10 protein-coding genes and 1 tRNA gene are annotated in these 14,544 nt (G+C 63.1%); 8 read left to right on the top strand and 3 right to left on the bottom strand.

The genetic code is table 11. The features are described from left to right. Nucleotides 1-161 precede the first annotated feature (161 nt). From dnaG to ACQ4OD_RS10845, 4 genes are all read left to right on the top strand, one after another. On the top strand, nt 162-2,150 hold the full coding sequence (gene dnaG / locus ACQ4OD_RS10860; RefSeq protein ID WP_139668043.1) for a DNA primase: 1,989 nt from the start codon (nt 162-164) through the stop codon (nt 2,148-2,150). A 67-nt stretch (nt 2,151-2,217) separates the two neighbouring features. Then, nucleotides 2,218-4,068, top strand: coding sequence for an RNA polymerase sigma factor RpoD (rpoD, locus tag ACQ4OD_RS10855; protein WP_102681921.1), 1,851 nt, complete (start codon nt 2,218-2,220; stop codon nt 4,066-4,068). 120 nt (nt 4,069-4,188) lie between these two features. Then, nucleotides 4,189-7,932, top strand: coding sequence for an EAL domain-containing protein (locus tag ACQ4OD_RS10850; protein ID WP_258599583.1), 3,744 nt, complete (start codon nt 4,189-4,191; stop codon nt 7,930-7,932). Between the two features lie 17 nt (nt 7,933-7,949). Next, a tRNA-Ile gene (locus ACQ4OD_RS10845) sits at nt 7,950-8,026 on the top strand. Nucleotides 8,027-8,208: 182 nt separating this feature from the next. Here the strand turns inward: ACQ4OD_RS10845 and prfH are convergent. Both prfH and ACQ4OD_RS10835 read right to left on the bottom strand, forming a co-directional pair. Beyond that, entirely contained in the window at nt 8,209-8,829 is a 621-nt protein-coding gene (prfH, locus tag ACQ4OD_RS10840) for a peptide chain release factor H (RefSeq protein ID WP_430944274.1), read from the bottom strand. Beyond that, on the bottom strand, nt 8,829-9,965 hold the full coding sequence (locus tag ACQ4OD_RS10835) for an RNA ligase RtcB family protein (protein WP_110697459.1): 1,137 nt from the start codon (nt 9,963-9,965) through the stop codon (nt 8,829-8,831). Before ACQ4OD_RS10835 ends, prfH begins: the two co-directional genes overlap by 1 nt. Nucleotides 9,966-10,416: 451 nt before the next feature. On the opposite strand from ACQ4OD_RS10835, the gene ACQ4OD_RS10830 reads away from it, so the two are divergent. Then, nucleotides 10,417-10,788: a hypothetical protein gene (locus tag ACQ4OD_RS10830; RefSeq protein WP_258599585.1), complete on the top strand. Its 372-nt coding sequence runs from the start codon at nt 10,417-10,419 to the stop codon at nt 10,786-10,788. Between the two features lie 54 nt (nt 10,789-10,842). Here ACQ4OD_RS10830 and ACQ4OD_RS10825 read toward each other — a convergent pair whose 3' ends face one another. Further along, complete coding sequence (locus tag ACQ4OD_RS10825; RefSeq protein ID WP_198753804.1) at nt 10,843-11,538, bottom strand: CatB-related O-acetyltransferase; 696 nt, start codon at nt 11,536-11,538, stop codon at nt 10,843-10,845. A 146-nt stretch (nt 11,539-11,684) separates the two neighbouring features. Between ACQ4OD_RS10825 and ACQ4OD_RS10820 the strand changes: the two genes are divergently transcribed. From ACQ4OD_RS10820 to ACQ4OD_RS10810, 3 genes are all read left to right on the top strand, one after another. Then, entirely contained in the window at nt 11,685-12,146 is a 462-nt protein-coding gene (locus ACQ4OD_RS10820) for an Lrp/AsnC family transcriptional regulator (protein ID WP_094011516.1), read from the top strand. A 239-nt stretch (nt 12,147-12,385) separates the two neighbouring features. Continuing rightward, nucleotides 12,386-12,700: a helix-turn-helix domain-containing protein gene (locus tag ACQ4OD_RS10815; RefSeq protein WP_023630006.1), complete on the top strand. Its 315-nt coding sequence runs from the start codon at nt 12,386-12,388 to the stop codon at nt 12,698-12,700. A gap of 160 nt (nt 12,701-12,860) precedes the next feature. Next, the gene (locus ACQ4OD_RS10810; RefSeq protein ID WP_102681915.1) at nt 12,861-14,543 is read left to right on the top strand and encodes a flavin monoamine oxidase family protein; all 1,683 of its coding nucleotides are present in this window, start codon (nt 12,861-12,863) and stop codon (nt 14,541-14,543) included. Nucleotide 14,544 lies beyond the last annotated feature (1 nt).

Here is a 14,544-nt window from a genome sequence, read left to right as displayed (position 1 = left end):
CCTGCCTCAACGCGTCAGAACTGGTCTTTGGCCAGGCGTGCACGTCTTTTCTGACGAGCCCTCACCGGCTACCGACGAGCACACACCTCTTCCTGCGACACCCCACGCCAAACCCGCGCACAAGCGTTTAGACTTGCCAGTTGCCAGATGACGAGGCTGCCATGGCCGGGCTGATTCCCCAGAGCTTTATCGATGACCTTCTCAACCGCACCGACATCGTCGATGTGGTGAGCTCGCGCATCCAGCTGAAAAAGACCGGCAAGAATCTTTCCGCCTGCTGCCCGTTCCACAAGGAAAAGAGCCCCTCCTTCACCGTCAGCCCCGACAAGCAGTTCTACTATTGCTTCGGTTGCGGCGCTGGGGGTAATGCCCTCGGCTTTGTCATGGACCACGACAACCTGGACTTCCCCCAGGCAGTCGAGGAGCTGGCCCGCGCGGCGGGCATGGAAGTCCCTCGCGAAGAAGGCCGCCGCGGGCAGAAGCCACGCCAGCCGACCGACTCGCCGCTGTACCCCTTGCTGGAGGCGGCCAGCGAGTTCTATCGCCAGGCCCTGCGCAACCACGCCACCCGCAAGGCGGCAGTGGAGTATCTCAAGGGGCGCGGCCTGTCCGGCGAGATCGCCCGCGACTTTGGCCTGGGCTTCGCGCCGCCGGGCTGGGACAACCTGCTCAAGCACCTGGGTGCCGACTCGCTGCAACAGAAAGTGATGATCGACGCCGGACTGCTGATCGAAAATGCCGAAAGCGGCAAGCGCTACGACCGCTTCCGCGACCGGGTGATGTTCCCGATCCGCGACAGCCGCGGCCGGGTCATCGCCTTCGGCGGCCGGGTACTGGGCGACGACAAGCCCAAGTACCTGAACTCCCCGGAAACCCCGGTGTTCCACAAGGGCCAGGAGCTGTACGGGCTGTACGAGGCACGCAAGCACAACCGCAACCTTGACGAGATCATCGTCGTCGAAGGGTACATGGACGTGATCGCCCTCGCCCAGCAAGGCTTGCGCAACGCGGTGGCCACCCTTGGCACATCCACCAGCGAGGAACACCTCAAGCGCCTGTTCCGCGTGGTACCCAGCGTGCTGTTCTGCTTCGACGGCGACCAAGCCGGCCGCAAGGCCGCCTGGCGCGCCCTGGAGGCAACCTTGTCGAGCCTGCAGGACGGTCGCCGTGCACGCTTCCTGTTCCTGCCCGAAGGCGAAGACCCGGACAGCCTGGTGCGCGCCGAAGGCACCGACGCCTTCCAGGCCCGCATCAACCAGCACGCCCAGCCATTGGCCGACTATTTCTTCGAGCAGTTGAGCAACGAGGCCGACCCGCGCTCGCTGGAAGGCAAGGCGCACATGGTGACGCTGGCCGCACCGCTGATCGAAAAGGTCCCGGGCGCCAACCTGCGCCAACTGATGCGCAACCGCCTGAAAGATATCACCGGCCTCGACCCGCAGCAGATGGAGCAGCTGGCCCAGAGCGCGCCAGCACCCAGCGCGCCGGATTACGACCCCGGCTACGACTACGACGCCATGGCAAGCTACGTGCCTGACCATGGCGATATGCACTACCAGCCCGACTATGCCGCACCACATCAGGAGCAACGCCCCTGGACGCCGAACAAAGGTGGCGGCAAGAAACAGTGGGACGGCAAACCCTGGGACAAGAAAGGTGGCAAGCCGTGGCAGCGCGATGGCCAGCGCGGCGAGGCGCCACCACGGGTACCCGCGCCGGTGGAGCCACCGACGCTCTCGGCCCTGCGCACCTTGCTGCATCACCCGCTGCTGGCCGGCAAGGTCGAGGACGCCAGCCACTTCGCCGACGAAGAGCAACTCTACAGCCAGCTGCTGGTGGCCCTGATCGAGGCCGCACAGAAGAATCCTAAGCTAAGCTCAATGCAGCTGATTGCGCGCTGGCACGGGACCGAACAGGGTCGCCTGCTACGCGCCCTGGCGGAAAAGGAATGGTTGATCGATGCCGACAACCTTGAACAACAGTTTTTCGACACTATAACTAGCTTGTCCGCTCGCCAGCGCGAGCGCAGCCTGGAACATCTGCTCAGGAAAGCGCGTCTAAGTGAGTTGAGCGCAGAGGAAAAATCTCAGCTGCTCGTCCTGTTAAGCAGGAATGTTCCCGCACAAACCCCGACCTCATCTGGCGCGTGAGGTCCATGCTCGGGTATAATCCTCGGCTTGTTTTTTGCCCGCCAAGACCTTCAGTGGATAGGGTGTTATGTCCGGAAAAGCGCAACAGCAATCTCGTATCAAAGAGTTGATCACCCGCGGTCGTGAGCAGGGCTACCTGACTTACGCGGAGGTCAACGACCACCTGCCAGAGGATATTTCAGATCCGGAGCAGGTGGAAGACATCATCCGCATGATCAACGACATGGGGATCAACGTATTCGAGAGTGCTCCGGATGCGGATGCCCTGTTGTTGGCGGAAGCCGACACTGACGAGGCCGCAGCCGAAGAGGCCGCCGCCGCATTGGCGGCTGTCGAGACCGATATCGGCCGCACGACCGACCCGGTGCGCATGTACATGCGCGAAATGGGTACCGTCGAGCTGCTGACCCGCGAAGGCGAGATCGAAATCGCCAAGCGTATCGAGGAAGGCATCCGTGAAGTCATGGGCGCCATCGCTCACTTCCCGGGTACTGTCGACTACATCCTCGGCGAATACGACCGTGTCACCTCCGAAGGTGGCCGTCTGTCCGACGTTCTCAGCGGTTACATCGACCCTGACGACAACATCGCCGCACCGACCGAAGAAGTACCGATCCCGGGTGCCAAGGCCGCTGCCGCGAAGGAAGAAAGCGACGACGACGAAGAAGAAAACGCCGACGGCGACGACGAGGAGGAGGCCGAAAGCGGTCCGGATCCGGTTGTTGCCGCCCAGCGTTTCGGTGCGGTCAAGGATCAGCTGGTCGATACCCTCAAAGTGCTGAAGAAGCACGGTCGAGGCCATAAAGACAGCATCGGCGCCATGCAGGCGCTGGCCGACCTGTTCATGCCGATCAAGCTGGTACCGAAACAGTTCGACGTGCTGGTCGAACGCGTACGCGGTGCCTTGGATCGCCTGCGCCAGCAAGAACGCGCCATCATGCAACTGTGCGTGCGTGACGCGCGCATGCCGCGTGCCGACTTCCTGCGCCTGTTCCCGAGCAACGAGACCGACCAGACCTGGTCCGGTGACTTGGCCAAGCGCAACACCAAATGGGCCGCCGCCCTGGGTGAGAAAAACGCCGCCATCGTCGCCTGCCAGCAGAAACTGATCGACCTCGAGACCGAGACCGGCCTGACCGTCGCCGAGATCAAGGACGTCAACCGCCGCATGTCCATCGGCGAGGCCAAGGCTCGTCGCGCCAAGAAGGAAATGGTCGAGGCGAACCTGCGTCTGGTGATTTCGATCGCCAAGAAGTACACCAACCGCGGCCTGCAATTCCTCGACCTGATCCAGGAAGGCAACATCGGCCTGATGAAGGCGGTGGACAAGTTCGAATACCGTCGCGGCTACAAGTTCTCGACCTACGCCACCTGGTGGATCCGCCAGGCGATCACCCGCTCGATCGCCGACCAGGCGCGCACCATCCGTATCCCGGTGCACATGATCGAAACGATCAACAAGCTCAACCGTATTTCCCGCCAGATGCTGCAGGAAATGGGCCGCGAACCGACCCCGGAAGAGCTGGGCGAACGCATGGAAATGCCTGAGGACAAGATCCGCAAGGTACTGAAGATCGCCAAAGAGCCGATCTCCATGGAAACCCCGATCGGTGACGACGAAGATTCGCACCTGGGCGACTTCATCGAGGACTCCACCATGCAGTCCCCGATCGACGTGGCCACGGTCGAAAGCCTCAAGGAAGCAACCCGTGACGTGCTCTCGGGCCTGACCGCACGCGAAGCCAAGGTGCTGCGCATGCGTTTCGGCATCGACATGAACACCGACCACACCCTCGAAGAAGTCGGCAAGCAGTTCGATGTGACCCGCGAGCGGATCCGTCAGATCGAAGCCAAGGCGCTGCGCAAGCTGCGCCACCCGACGCGAAGCGAGCATCTGCGCTCCTTCCTCGACGAGTAAAGACGAACCCCGGCCCAGGCCGGGGTTTTTCTTATGTGACGGAAGGTCGTTACCACTGTCTACCCAGCGGGCGGAATGCCCGTCTACACTCGAATCAGACCCCCTGTTCGAGAGGCCGCTATGCCCATGATGCCGGCCTTCCTGTTGCTGCTCCTGCTCACCTGGAACACAACGGCCGGCGCCCTGACCCTGACCGACGAGGAACAAGCCTGGCTCAGCGCCCACCCGCAGCTGCGCCTGGGCGTCGATGCTTCATGGCCGCCGTTCGAATTCCGCGACCAGGAAGGTCGCTACCAGGGATTGGCCGCCGATTACATCGCCCTGATCCAGGAACGCCTGGGGATCACCCTCAAGCCGATCGAGCCCAGCAGCTGGACCGAAGTCCTGGCACAGGCACGCAGCAACCGGCTCGATCTGCTGCCCGGTATCATGTCCACACCGGAGCGGCAGGGCTACCTGGCCTTCACCCGCCCTTACCTGGACTTCCCGATCGTCATCCTCGCCCACTCCGGCGGTGCGCAACCGCGCAACCTCAAGGACCTTTACGGCCTGAAGATCGCCGTGGTGGAGAACTACGCCCCCCATGAGCTGCTGCGCACCCACCACCCGGACCTCAACCTGGTGGCCATGCCCAATGTCAGTTCCACCTTGCAGGCCTTGGCTACCGACGAGGTGGACGCCGTGGTCGGCGACCTCGCTTCGAGCATCTGGAGCCTGCGCCAGCTCAAGCTCGACGGCTTGTATGTAAGCGGTGAAACGCCGTACCGCTACCAGTTGGCCATGGCCGTGCCGCGGGAACAGAAGATGCTCGTCGGCATCCTCGACAAGGTCATGGCCGACATGAGCAGCAGCGAAGTCAGCCACATTCAGCAGCGCTGGGTGGGCAACGTCGTCGACCAGCGGACTTTCTGGCACGACGTGCTGCTCTACGGCCTGCCGGCCGTGTTGGTGCTGATGGCCATCCTGGCTGTGGTGATCCGCATCAACCGCCGGCTGAGTTCGGAGATTTCCCGGCGCATCGCCCTGGAACAGGAACTGCGCAGCAGCGAGTATCATTACCGCGGCCTGGTCGAGAGCCTGTCAGCAGTGGCCTGGGAGGCCGATGCCAACGACTTCAGCTACAGCTATGTGTCGCCGCACGCCGAGGACCTGCTCGGCTACCCGACGGGAGAATGGCTCAAACCGGGCTTCTGGCGCAGCATCCTGCACCCGGAAGATGCCCTGTGGGCGCAGGCCTACTGCGACAGCGAAACAGCCGCCGGGCGCGACCACAGCCTCGACTACCGGGTGATCCGCGCCGACGGCCATACCCTATGGGTGCGCAACATCGTCAGCATGATCGAACATGGCCACAAGTCGCTGATGCGCGGATTGATGATCGACATCAGCGAAACCAAGCACACCGAAGATGCCCTGCGCCTGTCGGAGCAGAAGTTCGCCTCGGTGTTCCAGCAGTGCCCGGACATCCTGATCATCGCCCGGCACAGCGACGGCTGCCTGCTGGAGGTAAACGAAGCCTTCGAGGAACTGATCGGCCTGAGCCCGGCGCAAGTGATCGGCCGCACCGCCACCGAGCTCGGCCTGTGGGGCGTGGCCGGTACCGGCCCGGCCCTGCTCGAGCGCCTGCATCGCGGCGGCATCCGCAACCTGGAGATGACCTTTCGCCGCAACAACGGCGAGTTGTTCACCGGTCTGACCTCGGCCGAGACTTTCGACCTCGACGGCATGCCGGCACTGGTTGTGGCGATCCGCGATATCAGCCAGCTGAAGGAAACCCAGCAACAACTGCAGACCTCCGAGGAGAAGTTCGCCAAGGCCTTCCACGCCTCACCCGATGGCCTGTTGCTGTCACGCCAGAGCGACGGCCTGCTGCTGGAGGTCAACGAAGGCTTCTGCCGCCTCACCGGCTACGACATCAGCCCAACGGTCGACCAGACCTCGCTGGACCTGGGTATCTGGGTCGACCTCAACGAGCGCCAACGCCTGGTCGATCAACTGCAGCGTGACGGTTTCGTGCGCGATTTCAGCTGCCATATCCGCCGCAGCGACGGACAGATCCGCCTCTGTGAACTGTCCGCCCGGCCACTGCCGATCGGCGGCGTCGACTGTATGCTGACCATCGCCCGCGATATCACCGAACGCCACCTGATGCAGGAGAAGCTGCAACTGGCCGCCACGGTGTTCGAGAACACAGCCGAGGGCGTGCTGATAACCGACACCGACCAGCGCATCAGCGCGGTCAACCGCGCGTTCAGCGAAATCACCGGCTACAGCGAGATCGAAGCCCTCGGCCAGACTCCGCGACTGCTCGCCTCCGGCCAGCACGACAGCGCCTTCTACGTCGCCATGTGGCACCAGTTGACCGCGGAAGGCCACTGGCAGGGCGAGATCTACAACAAACGCAAGAACGGCGAACTCTACCCCGGCTGGCTGACCATCAGCGCCGTGCGCAACCACGAACGCGAGATCACCCACTTCGTCGCCGTTTTCGCCGACATTTCCAGTATCAAGCACGCCCAGGCCAAGCTCGACTACCAAGCCCACCACGACCCGTTGACCGGCCTGCCCAATCGCGCCCTGTTCGAAAGCCGCCTGCAGGCCGCGCTCAGCTGCGCCCAGGTATCCAACCGCCAGGGCGCGGTGCTATTCCTCGACCTCGACCGCTTCAAGCACATCAACGACAGCCTCGGCCACCCGGTGGGCGACCTGTTGCTCAAGGGCATCGCCCAGCGCCTCAAGGAGCAGGTGCGTGATGTCGACACCGTGGCCCGCCTGGGCGGCGACGAGTTCATCATCCTCTTGCCCGGATTGCACAAGCCCAGCGATGCCAGCGCCATCGCCAACAAGCTGCTGGCCGGCTTCCACGCACCGTTCCAGGCCGGCGAGCACGAGTTCTTCACCAGCGCCAGCATCGGTATCAGCCTTTACCCACAAGACGGCACCGATGTCGCCAACCTGATCCGCAACGCCGACGCCGCCATGTACCGCTCCAAGGCCAAGGGCCGCAATCGCGTCGAGGCCTACACCCGCGAACTGACCACCCAGGCCAGCGAGCGCATCGCCCTGGAACATGAACTGCGCCGCGCCATCGAGCGCAATGAACTGAGCCTGTGCTACCAGCCCAAGTTCAGCCTCAAGACCCAGAGCCTGGTGGGCGCCGAGGCACTGATTCGCTGGACCCACCCAACCTTCGGCGACGTGCCACCCGAGCAGTTCATTCACCTGGCCGAGGAGAACGGCACCATTCTCCAACTTGGCGACTGGGTACTGGAGCAGGCCTGCCGGCAGATGCACAGCTGGAAGAAGACCTACCACGCCTTCGGCCCGCTCTCGATCAACCTCGCTGGCGCCCAGCTGCGCCAACCCAACCTGGCCCGGCGCATCGAGCAACTGTTGCGCAACTACCAGCTCAAGGCAGGCGACCTGCAGCTGGAGATCACCGAAAACTTCATCATGAGCCAGGCCGAGGAGGCGCTGAGCGTACTGCACCAACTCAAACAACTGGGCGTACAGCTGGCCATCGACGACTTCGGCACCGGCTACTCCTCGCTCAGCTACCTCAAACGCCTGCCGCTGGACATCCTCAAGATCGACCAGTCGTTCATTCGCGGCCTGCCCGACGACCCCCACGACGCCGCCATCGCCCGCGCCATCATCGCCCTGGGCCGCAGCATGCAACTGACGATCATTGCCGAAGGCGTGGAGAACCAGGCGCAGCAGCGCTTCCTAGCCGCCGAAGGTTGCGAGCAGATCCAGGGCTACATCGTCAGCCTGCCCCTGCCCCCGGACGAATTCGCGGCGACCTTTCTTCGCATAGCACAAACGGATCTTTCGGATGGCACGCTATCTAAACCCTCGTTATAATCCTGCCCACTTGCTGAGGGCCTATAGCTCAGTTGGTTAGAGCAGAGGACTCATAATCCTTTGGTCCACGGTTCGAGTCCGTGTGGGCCCACCATCTTCGAAGCCGCGCATTGCGCGGCTTTTGCGTTTTTGGCGGGATCGCCTCAGATACGGAATGCTCATTTGCAACTCGTAAACCCGAGTGCGAGCCGGGTCCTTTCCTCATCCGTTTTTGTGGGGCCGGCATCGCCTACGCCGCCCGGCCTGACTTTTGCTCGACGACTATTCGCACACAATCTACTCGTCAGCCGGCTCGAAGCGCTCGCCACGAAACACCCGACGTGGATTGCCACGCTCGATGCGGTGATGGAACAACCGCCGCTCCGCGCGCAGTTCGCTGTCGACCTGCTCTGCCTGTTGCGCCAGGCGTTGACCGATGAGCAGCAGCGCCAAGCGCTTGTTGGCGTGCTGGCTACGCTCGCTCTGTACCTTGACGCTGACGCCGCTGGCCAGGTGCGTGGCGCGCACTGCCGAGTCGGTGGTGTTGACATGCTGACCACCCGGCCCGGACGAACGCAAGGTCTCGAAGTGGATCTCGCTCGCCAATTCCGGTGCCGGTGGCGCAAACCGTGCGCCCCCAAAAAACCAGTTCTTGCGCGCATGCGCCGGCCGGTACGGACTGCTGCACGTCCATTGCAGCGAGCCCGTCCAGTGATCCGCCAGGCGCTCGGCCTGCTCGCCATCCAGTGCCAGCAACACCGAGCGCAAGGTGCCGCGCCGCGGCCCCGGCTCTTGTTCGAGTATCCGTACCGCCACGGCCTGGGCATCCGCTTCGGCCTGCAGCCTGAGCAATGCCTTGGCCACTGCCAGGGCACATTCTTCCGGCCCCTGAGCCGCCGAGAGTTGCAGTATGATCATCAGCAGCACCCTCCGCGCGTCTTGTAGGTGAGCACCGGTTTCAGTCGTGCCAGCACGCGAACCAACCCCGCTTCACGCAAGGCACCCACCACCGAGTCGATAGCCTTGTAGGCCTCCGGCGCTTCCTCGTAGATCAGCGCCCGGTCGGCGCAGATCACGCGGCTGCCTAGTGCCGTACGACTCAGTTGCTCGACGCTGTAGCGCGAGGCGAGGCGCTCCTTGCACTCGCTGCGCATCCATTTGCGTCCGGCGCCATGGGCCAGGGACAACAGGCTGCGCTCGTCGGCGATCGGCTGTACCAAGTAGCTGTAGTCGCCGCGCGAACCAGGGATCACCACCGCCCCCTGATCCGAAGGTGTGGCGCCTTTGCGATGCAGCCAACCATCGAGCCCGTCGACCTGCGCTGGCGACACCAGGTTGTGGTTGATGTCGAGCAGTACATCGCCATCGGCACGCAAGCGGTCGAGCATGCGCCGGGCAATCAACTGACGGTTGGCTTCGGCAAAACGCAGCGCGCCGTCGTGCCGGCCCAGGTAATGAGTGCTGGCCTCGCTGCCCGCCTCCAGTCCGTGATGACCGAACAGGTCGACCTGCTCACGCAAGATCGCCTCGCCCAAACCACGCGAGCCGCTGTGCACCAGCAACAGCAGGTGTTTGCGCTCGATGCCCAAGGCTGTCAGGGCCGCATCGTCGTAGTTTTCATCGAGTTGCTGCAGCTCGGCGAAGTGGTTACCACCACCAATGGTGCCTAGAGAACGCTCGTGCCCCGTGGCAGGCAAACCGAAGCTGGCGACGGCCTCCTGCCACGTCTCGTCAAGCGGCAGGTCGAGGTTGCCAAGGCGTTTCTCCAGCTTGTCCAGATGCAGCTTGGCGGTCGGGATGTCCGTGCGCCACAGCGCCATGCCACAGCCGATGTCATTGCCGACCAGCGCCGGGTACAAACGCCCCACGGAAAAGAATGCCGCGCCGACCGGATAGCCACGCCCCGGGTGCAGGTCCGGCATGCCGGCCACCCGATGCATGCCCCTTAGGCGAGCGGTGGTTTCGAGTTGTTGGATCGCTTTTCCTTCGATCCAGGTGTCGTCCGCGGCGACCAATACGGCGCCGTCGGACAAATTGCGAATGCAAGTGCCCATAGTCCAATCCTGATGGGTTGAAACGAAAAGATGTTCGGATTGGCAGGCCAGAGGCCGGGCGTTGCGGTACCGCTAACGAGTAGCGGCGAATGCGATCAAGCCAGGCGCGACCTGCAAAGGGTGATCAACTGTTGCATGATGTACCTCCTTTGCTGTCGGGTGAGAGAAGGCGGGCATCTTAGGTGTGCAATTGCCACCTTGCAACAACCTTGATCACATTTTTACCAGGAGAACAACGTCATGGCCGAAAAACCTGACCGCTCCGCGGTACAAAAAACAATACACTGGCGCTACAGTGCCCAGCTTCCCCTGGATTTGTAGCTCGGGTCGCTCTGACCAGCGGCAAAGTGCCTTTAGCACACCCGTTCTATTTCGCCATCACGGCCGCGTTTCTAGAATCCCTCCATCGCTTCGGCACCGGGTCGGAGCCCAGTGATCGAGGGAACGTCACATGAACATCCAAGGAACGCTTGGGGCCCTGCTCGTTGTACCGATGCTGGCCACGCTCGCAGGTTGCGTAGCACCGGGCTCCTACAACCAGGGCCAGCAGCCAAGCCAGATGGCCGGCGGCAACGCACCCTGCACGCCCAGTACGACCGACAACCTGATCTCCACCGGCCGCAGTCTGCTCAGCATCGCCAACTCCGTGCTCGAAACCAAGAACAGCATGAATGGCACCTCGGCCACTTATGACCAGCGCATGCAGCTTGCGGAGAACGCGCAGAAGGTCAACAAAGGCAACCAGATGCTCGACAACGTCGAGAGCATGACTGCTGGCCTGAAGTCACCTTGCGCCACGGCGCAGACCAGCGCGTCACGTTGATCAAATCCGATCAGGGCTGCGCAGCAGCCCCGGTCGTAAACGTCTTTCGGCTATTCAAGCCGACGCCAGCACCTTGCAGCCACGCCGCGAAATCTCGATCCTCGCGTAACTTGCCTCATCCAGCCCGGTAATCCGGTCAAGACAGGCGGCAGGGTCGTGCAGCGGCAGCTCCAGCAACTGCCGGGTATCGCGCTCCCACCAGCGCGATGCGAGCAGGCGCTCGATCATGGCCTCCGAGTATCGATAACGCACGAACTTGGCTGGAAAGCCCGCCACCACGGCATAAGGCGGCACGTCCCGAGTGACCAGGGCGCGAGTGGCGACAATCGCGCCCGTGCCCACTTCGACCCCCTCCATGATCATCGCGCCTTCGCCGATCCACACGTCATGGCCAATGCGCGCCGGCGTGCTCGGCGGCTCGTATTGCCACTGGGTGCCGGTGAACTGGAAAGGGTGGGAACTCAGCCAGTCGGTGGGATGAGCGTATTTTTCCTGGCCGATGACCACCGCGCTGCCGATGGAGCAGTAGCGCCCGATCGATTCGACCACCTGCAGCGAGCCGCCGCTGCGGATATAGGTGTGAGCCCCGATCGAGACATCCAGGGTGGCGGCGCTGACCGCCACATCGCCGATGCGCACTTCGGCCTCGAGCGCCAGCCTGGCGCGCTTGCCGAATTTGGAAATGCCCGTGCTCACCTTGCAACCGTGTTGGCGAATCCATCGCCGCCAGTACCAGTCCTTGAACTTCATGGATCAATCACTCCTGCCATGGTCCAGGCTGCCGAGCGGCAGCGGCCCGCTATCGTACCGCCTTGCCAACGTAATGCCAGCCCTGGGCGCCTTGCGCGAATCGGTCGCGCTTGCATAGGCTAGCACCTCGACAAAAGAGACCTACCATGCCGGCCACCTCCTCCATCACCCTCGACGCCATCGATCGCCAGTTGATCTCCCTGTTGCAGATCAACGCCCGCGAAAGCGTCGCCACGCTCGCCCGTCAATTGGGGATCGCCCGTACCACGGTGAACTCGCGCCTCGAACGCCTGGAGCGCAACAAGGTGATCACCGGCTATGGCGTGCGCCTGGGGCAGCGCCTGATCGGCGGCGGCCTGCAGGCATACGTGGGGATCAAGGCGCAGCCGCGCTCGGGCAAGGACATCGTGCGCCACCTGAGCGCCATGGGGCAGGTCCAGCAGTTGTGCGCGGTCAGTGGCGAATTCGACTATGTGGCCTGGCTGCTCAGCGACTCACCGGAGCAGCTGGACCAGTTGCTCGACCTGATCGGCAGCCTCGACGGGGTGGAGAAGACCACCACGTCGATCATCCTCAGCAGCAAGGTGGACCGCGGGCAGCCAGGCTGAGGCCCTCAGGCCTCCATCGCGTCGAGCAGCCCTTCCAGCAGCGCCCGTACCGTTTCCGCCGAATGCAGGATCGACCAGATCATCGCCCGCCCCGCCTCGGGGGCATGGTGCTGGGCGAGGGATGCATCTCGCCTCAGGACTTGGAAACCCGCCAAGTGAAACAATTTGAAAGTAATGCTCTATACGTAAATCACGTATAGAAGTGGCATTATGGTGCACCTGAAAAGCAGGAGCCACCAATGCCACGCAACATCTTCACTGAACTCACCGAAGGTTTCGACGCCCTTGCCGATGAGCGCGCCGGCAAACTGACCCTGCGTTCGCACAAGGTAGCCTTCGAGGAACTGGCCCCACTGGCCCCCAATGAACTGACCGAGCTGCGCCAGCGCCTGAACATGTCCCGGGCGGTATTTGCCGCGTACCTGCGCACCAACGCCCGCACCCTGGAGAGCTGGGAGCAAGGCCGCTCCAAGCCCAACGCCCAGGCCGTGGCGCTGATCCGGTTGGTGCAGAAGTACCCTGAAACCGTCGAGCACCTGGCATCATTGAGCTGATTCGTCATTTTTTAATAAACATCAATCATCAAGACGAAACAAATCACATAACGACGTCGATTTTCACCTTAATAACGAACACCCCACTTCATAAAATGGCCACCAGGCATTCTCTATACTCAGGCTCCGCCCCCTGCGCAGCCCCTGGCAAGGTCATTACATGAACAAGAAAAACCGCCACCCCGCCGACGGCAAGAAACCCATCACCATCTTCGGCCCGGACTTTCCCTTCGCCTTCGACGACTGGCTGGAGCACCCGGCCGGCCTGGGCAGCATTCCCGAGGCGCGCCATGGCGAAGAAGTGGCGATCGTCGGTGGCGGTATTGCCGGGCTGGTGGCGGCGTACGAGTTGATGAAGCTGGGCCTCAAGCCCGTGGTGTACGAAGCTTCCAAGCTGGGTGGCAGGCTGCGTTCGCAGGTGTTCAACGGCACCGACGGCATCGTCGCCGAACTGGGCGGCATGCGTTTCCCGGTGTCGTCCACCGCCTTCTACCACTACGTCGACAAACTGGGCCTGGAGACCAAGCCCTTCCCCAACCCGCTGACGCCGGCCTCAGGGAGTACGGTGATCGACCTGGAAGGCCAGACCTACTACGCCGAGAAGTACGCCGACCTGCCGCAGCTGTTCCACGAAGTGGCCGACGCCTGGGCCGACGCCCTGGAGAGCGGTGCGCAGTTCGCCGACATTCAGCAGGCCATTCGCGACCGCGACGTACCACGCCTGAAAGACCTGTGGAACAAGCTGGTGCCGCTGTGGGACGACCGCACTTTCTATGACTTCGTCGCCACCTCGCGCTCGTTCGCCAAGCTGAGCTTCCAGCACCGCGAGGTGTTCGGCCAGGTGGGCTTCGGCACCGGCGGCTGGGACTCGGACTTCCCCAACTCGATGCTGGAAATCTTCCGCGTGGTGATGACCAACTGCGACGACCACCAGCACCTGGTGGTCGGCGGCGTCGAGCAGGTGCCACAAGGCATCTGGCGCCATGTACCGGAGCGCTGCGCCCACTGGCCGGCGGGCACCAGCCTCAGTACGCTGCATGGCGGCGCGCCGCGCACCGGGGTCAAGCGCATCGCCCGCGCCAGCGATGGGCGCCTGGCGGTCACCGACAACTACGGTGACGTGCGCCACTACGCTGCTGTGCTCACCACCTGCCAGAGCTGGCTGCTGACCACCCAGATCGACTGCGAAGAGTCGCTGTTCTCGCAGAAAATGTGGATGGCCCTGGACCGCACCCGCTACATGCAGTCGTCGAAGACCTTCGTCATGGTCGATCGCCCGTTCTGGAAGGACAAAGACCCGCAGACCGGTCGCGACCTGATGAGCATGACCCTCACCGACCGCCTGACCCGCGGCACCTACCTGTTCGACAACGGCGACGACAAGCCGGGGGTGATCTGCCTGTCCTACGCCTGGATGAGCGACGCCCTGAAGATGCTGCCGCACCCGACCGAAAAGCGCGTGCAACTGGCTCTCGACGCGCTGAAGAAGATCTACCCCAAGACCGATATCGCCGGGCATATCATCGGCGATCCGATCACCATCTCGTGGGAGGCCGACCCGCACTTCCTCGGTGCCTTCAAGGGCGCGCTGCCGGGCCACTACCGCTACAACCAGCGCATGTACGCGCACTTCATGCAGGCCGACATGCCCGCCGAGCAGCGCGGCATCTTCATCGCCGGTGACGACGTATCGTGGACCCCGGCCTGGGTGGAAGGCGCGGTGCAGACGTCGCTCAATGCCGTGTGGGGTATCATCAACCACTTCGGTGGCCAGACCCACCCGGACAACCCCGGCCCGGGCGATGTGTTCCACGAGATCGGTCCGATCGCCCTGGCCGACTGAG

Origin of the sequence: Pseudomonas sp. WC1 (genome assembly GCF_050586565.1) — a bacterium.
Lineage (GTDB): Bacteria > Pseudomonadota > Gammaproteobacteria > Pseudomonadales > Pseudomonadaceae > Aquipseudomonas.
This window is presented reverse-complemented; position numbering and strand designations above follow the sequence as displayed.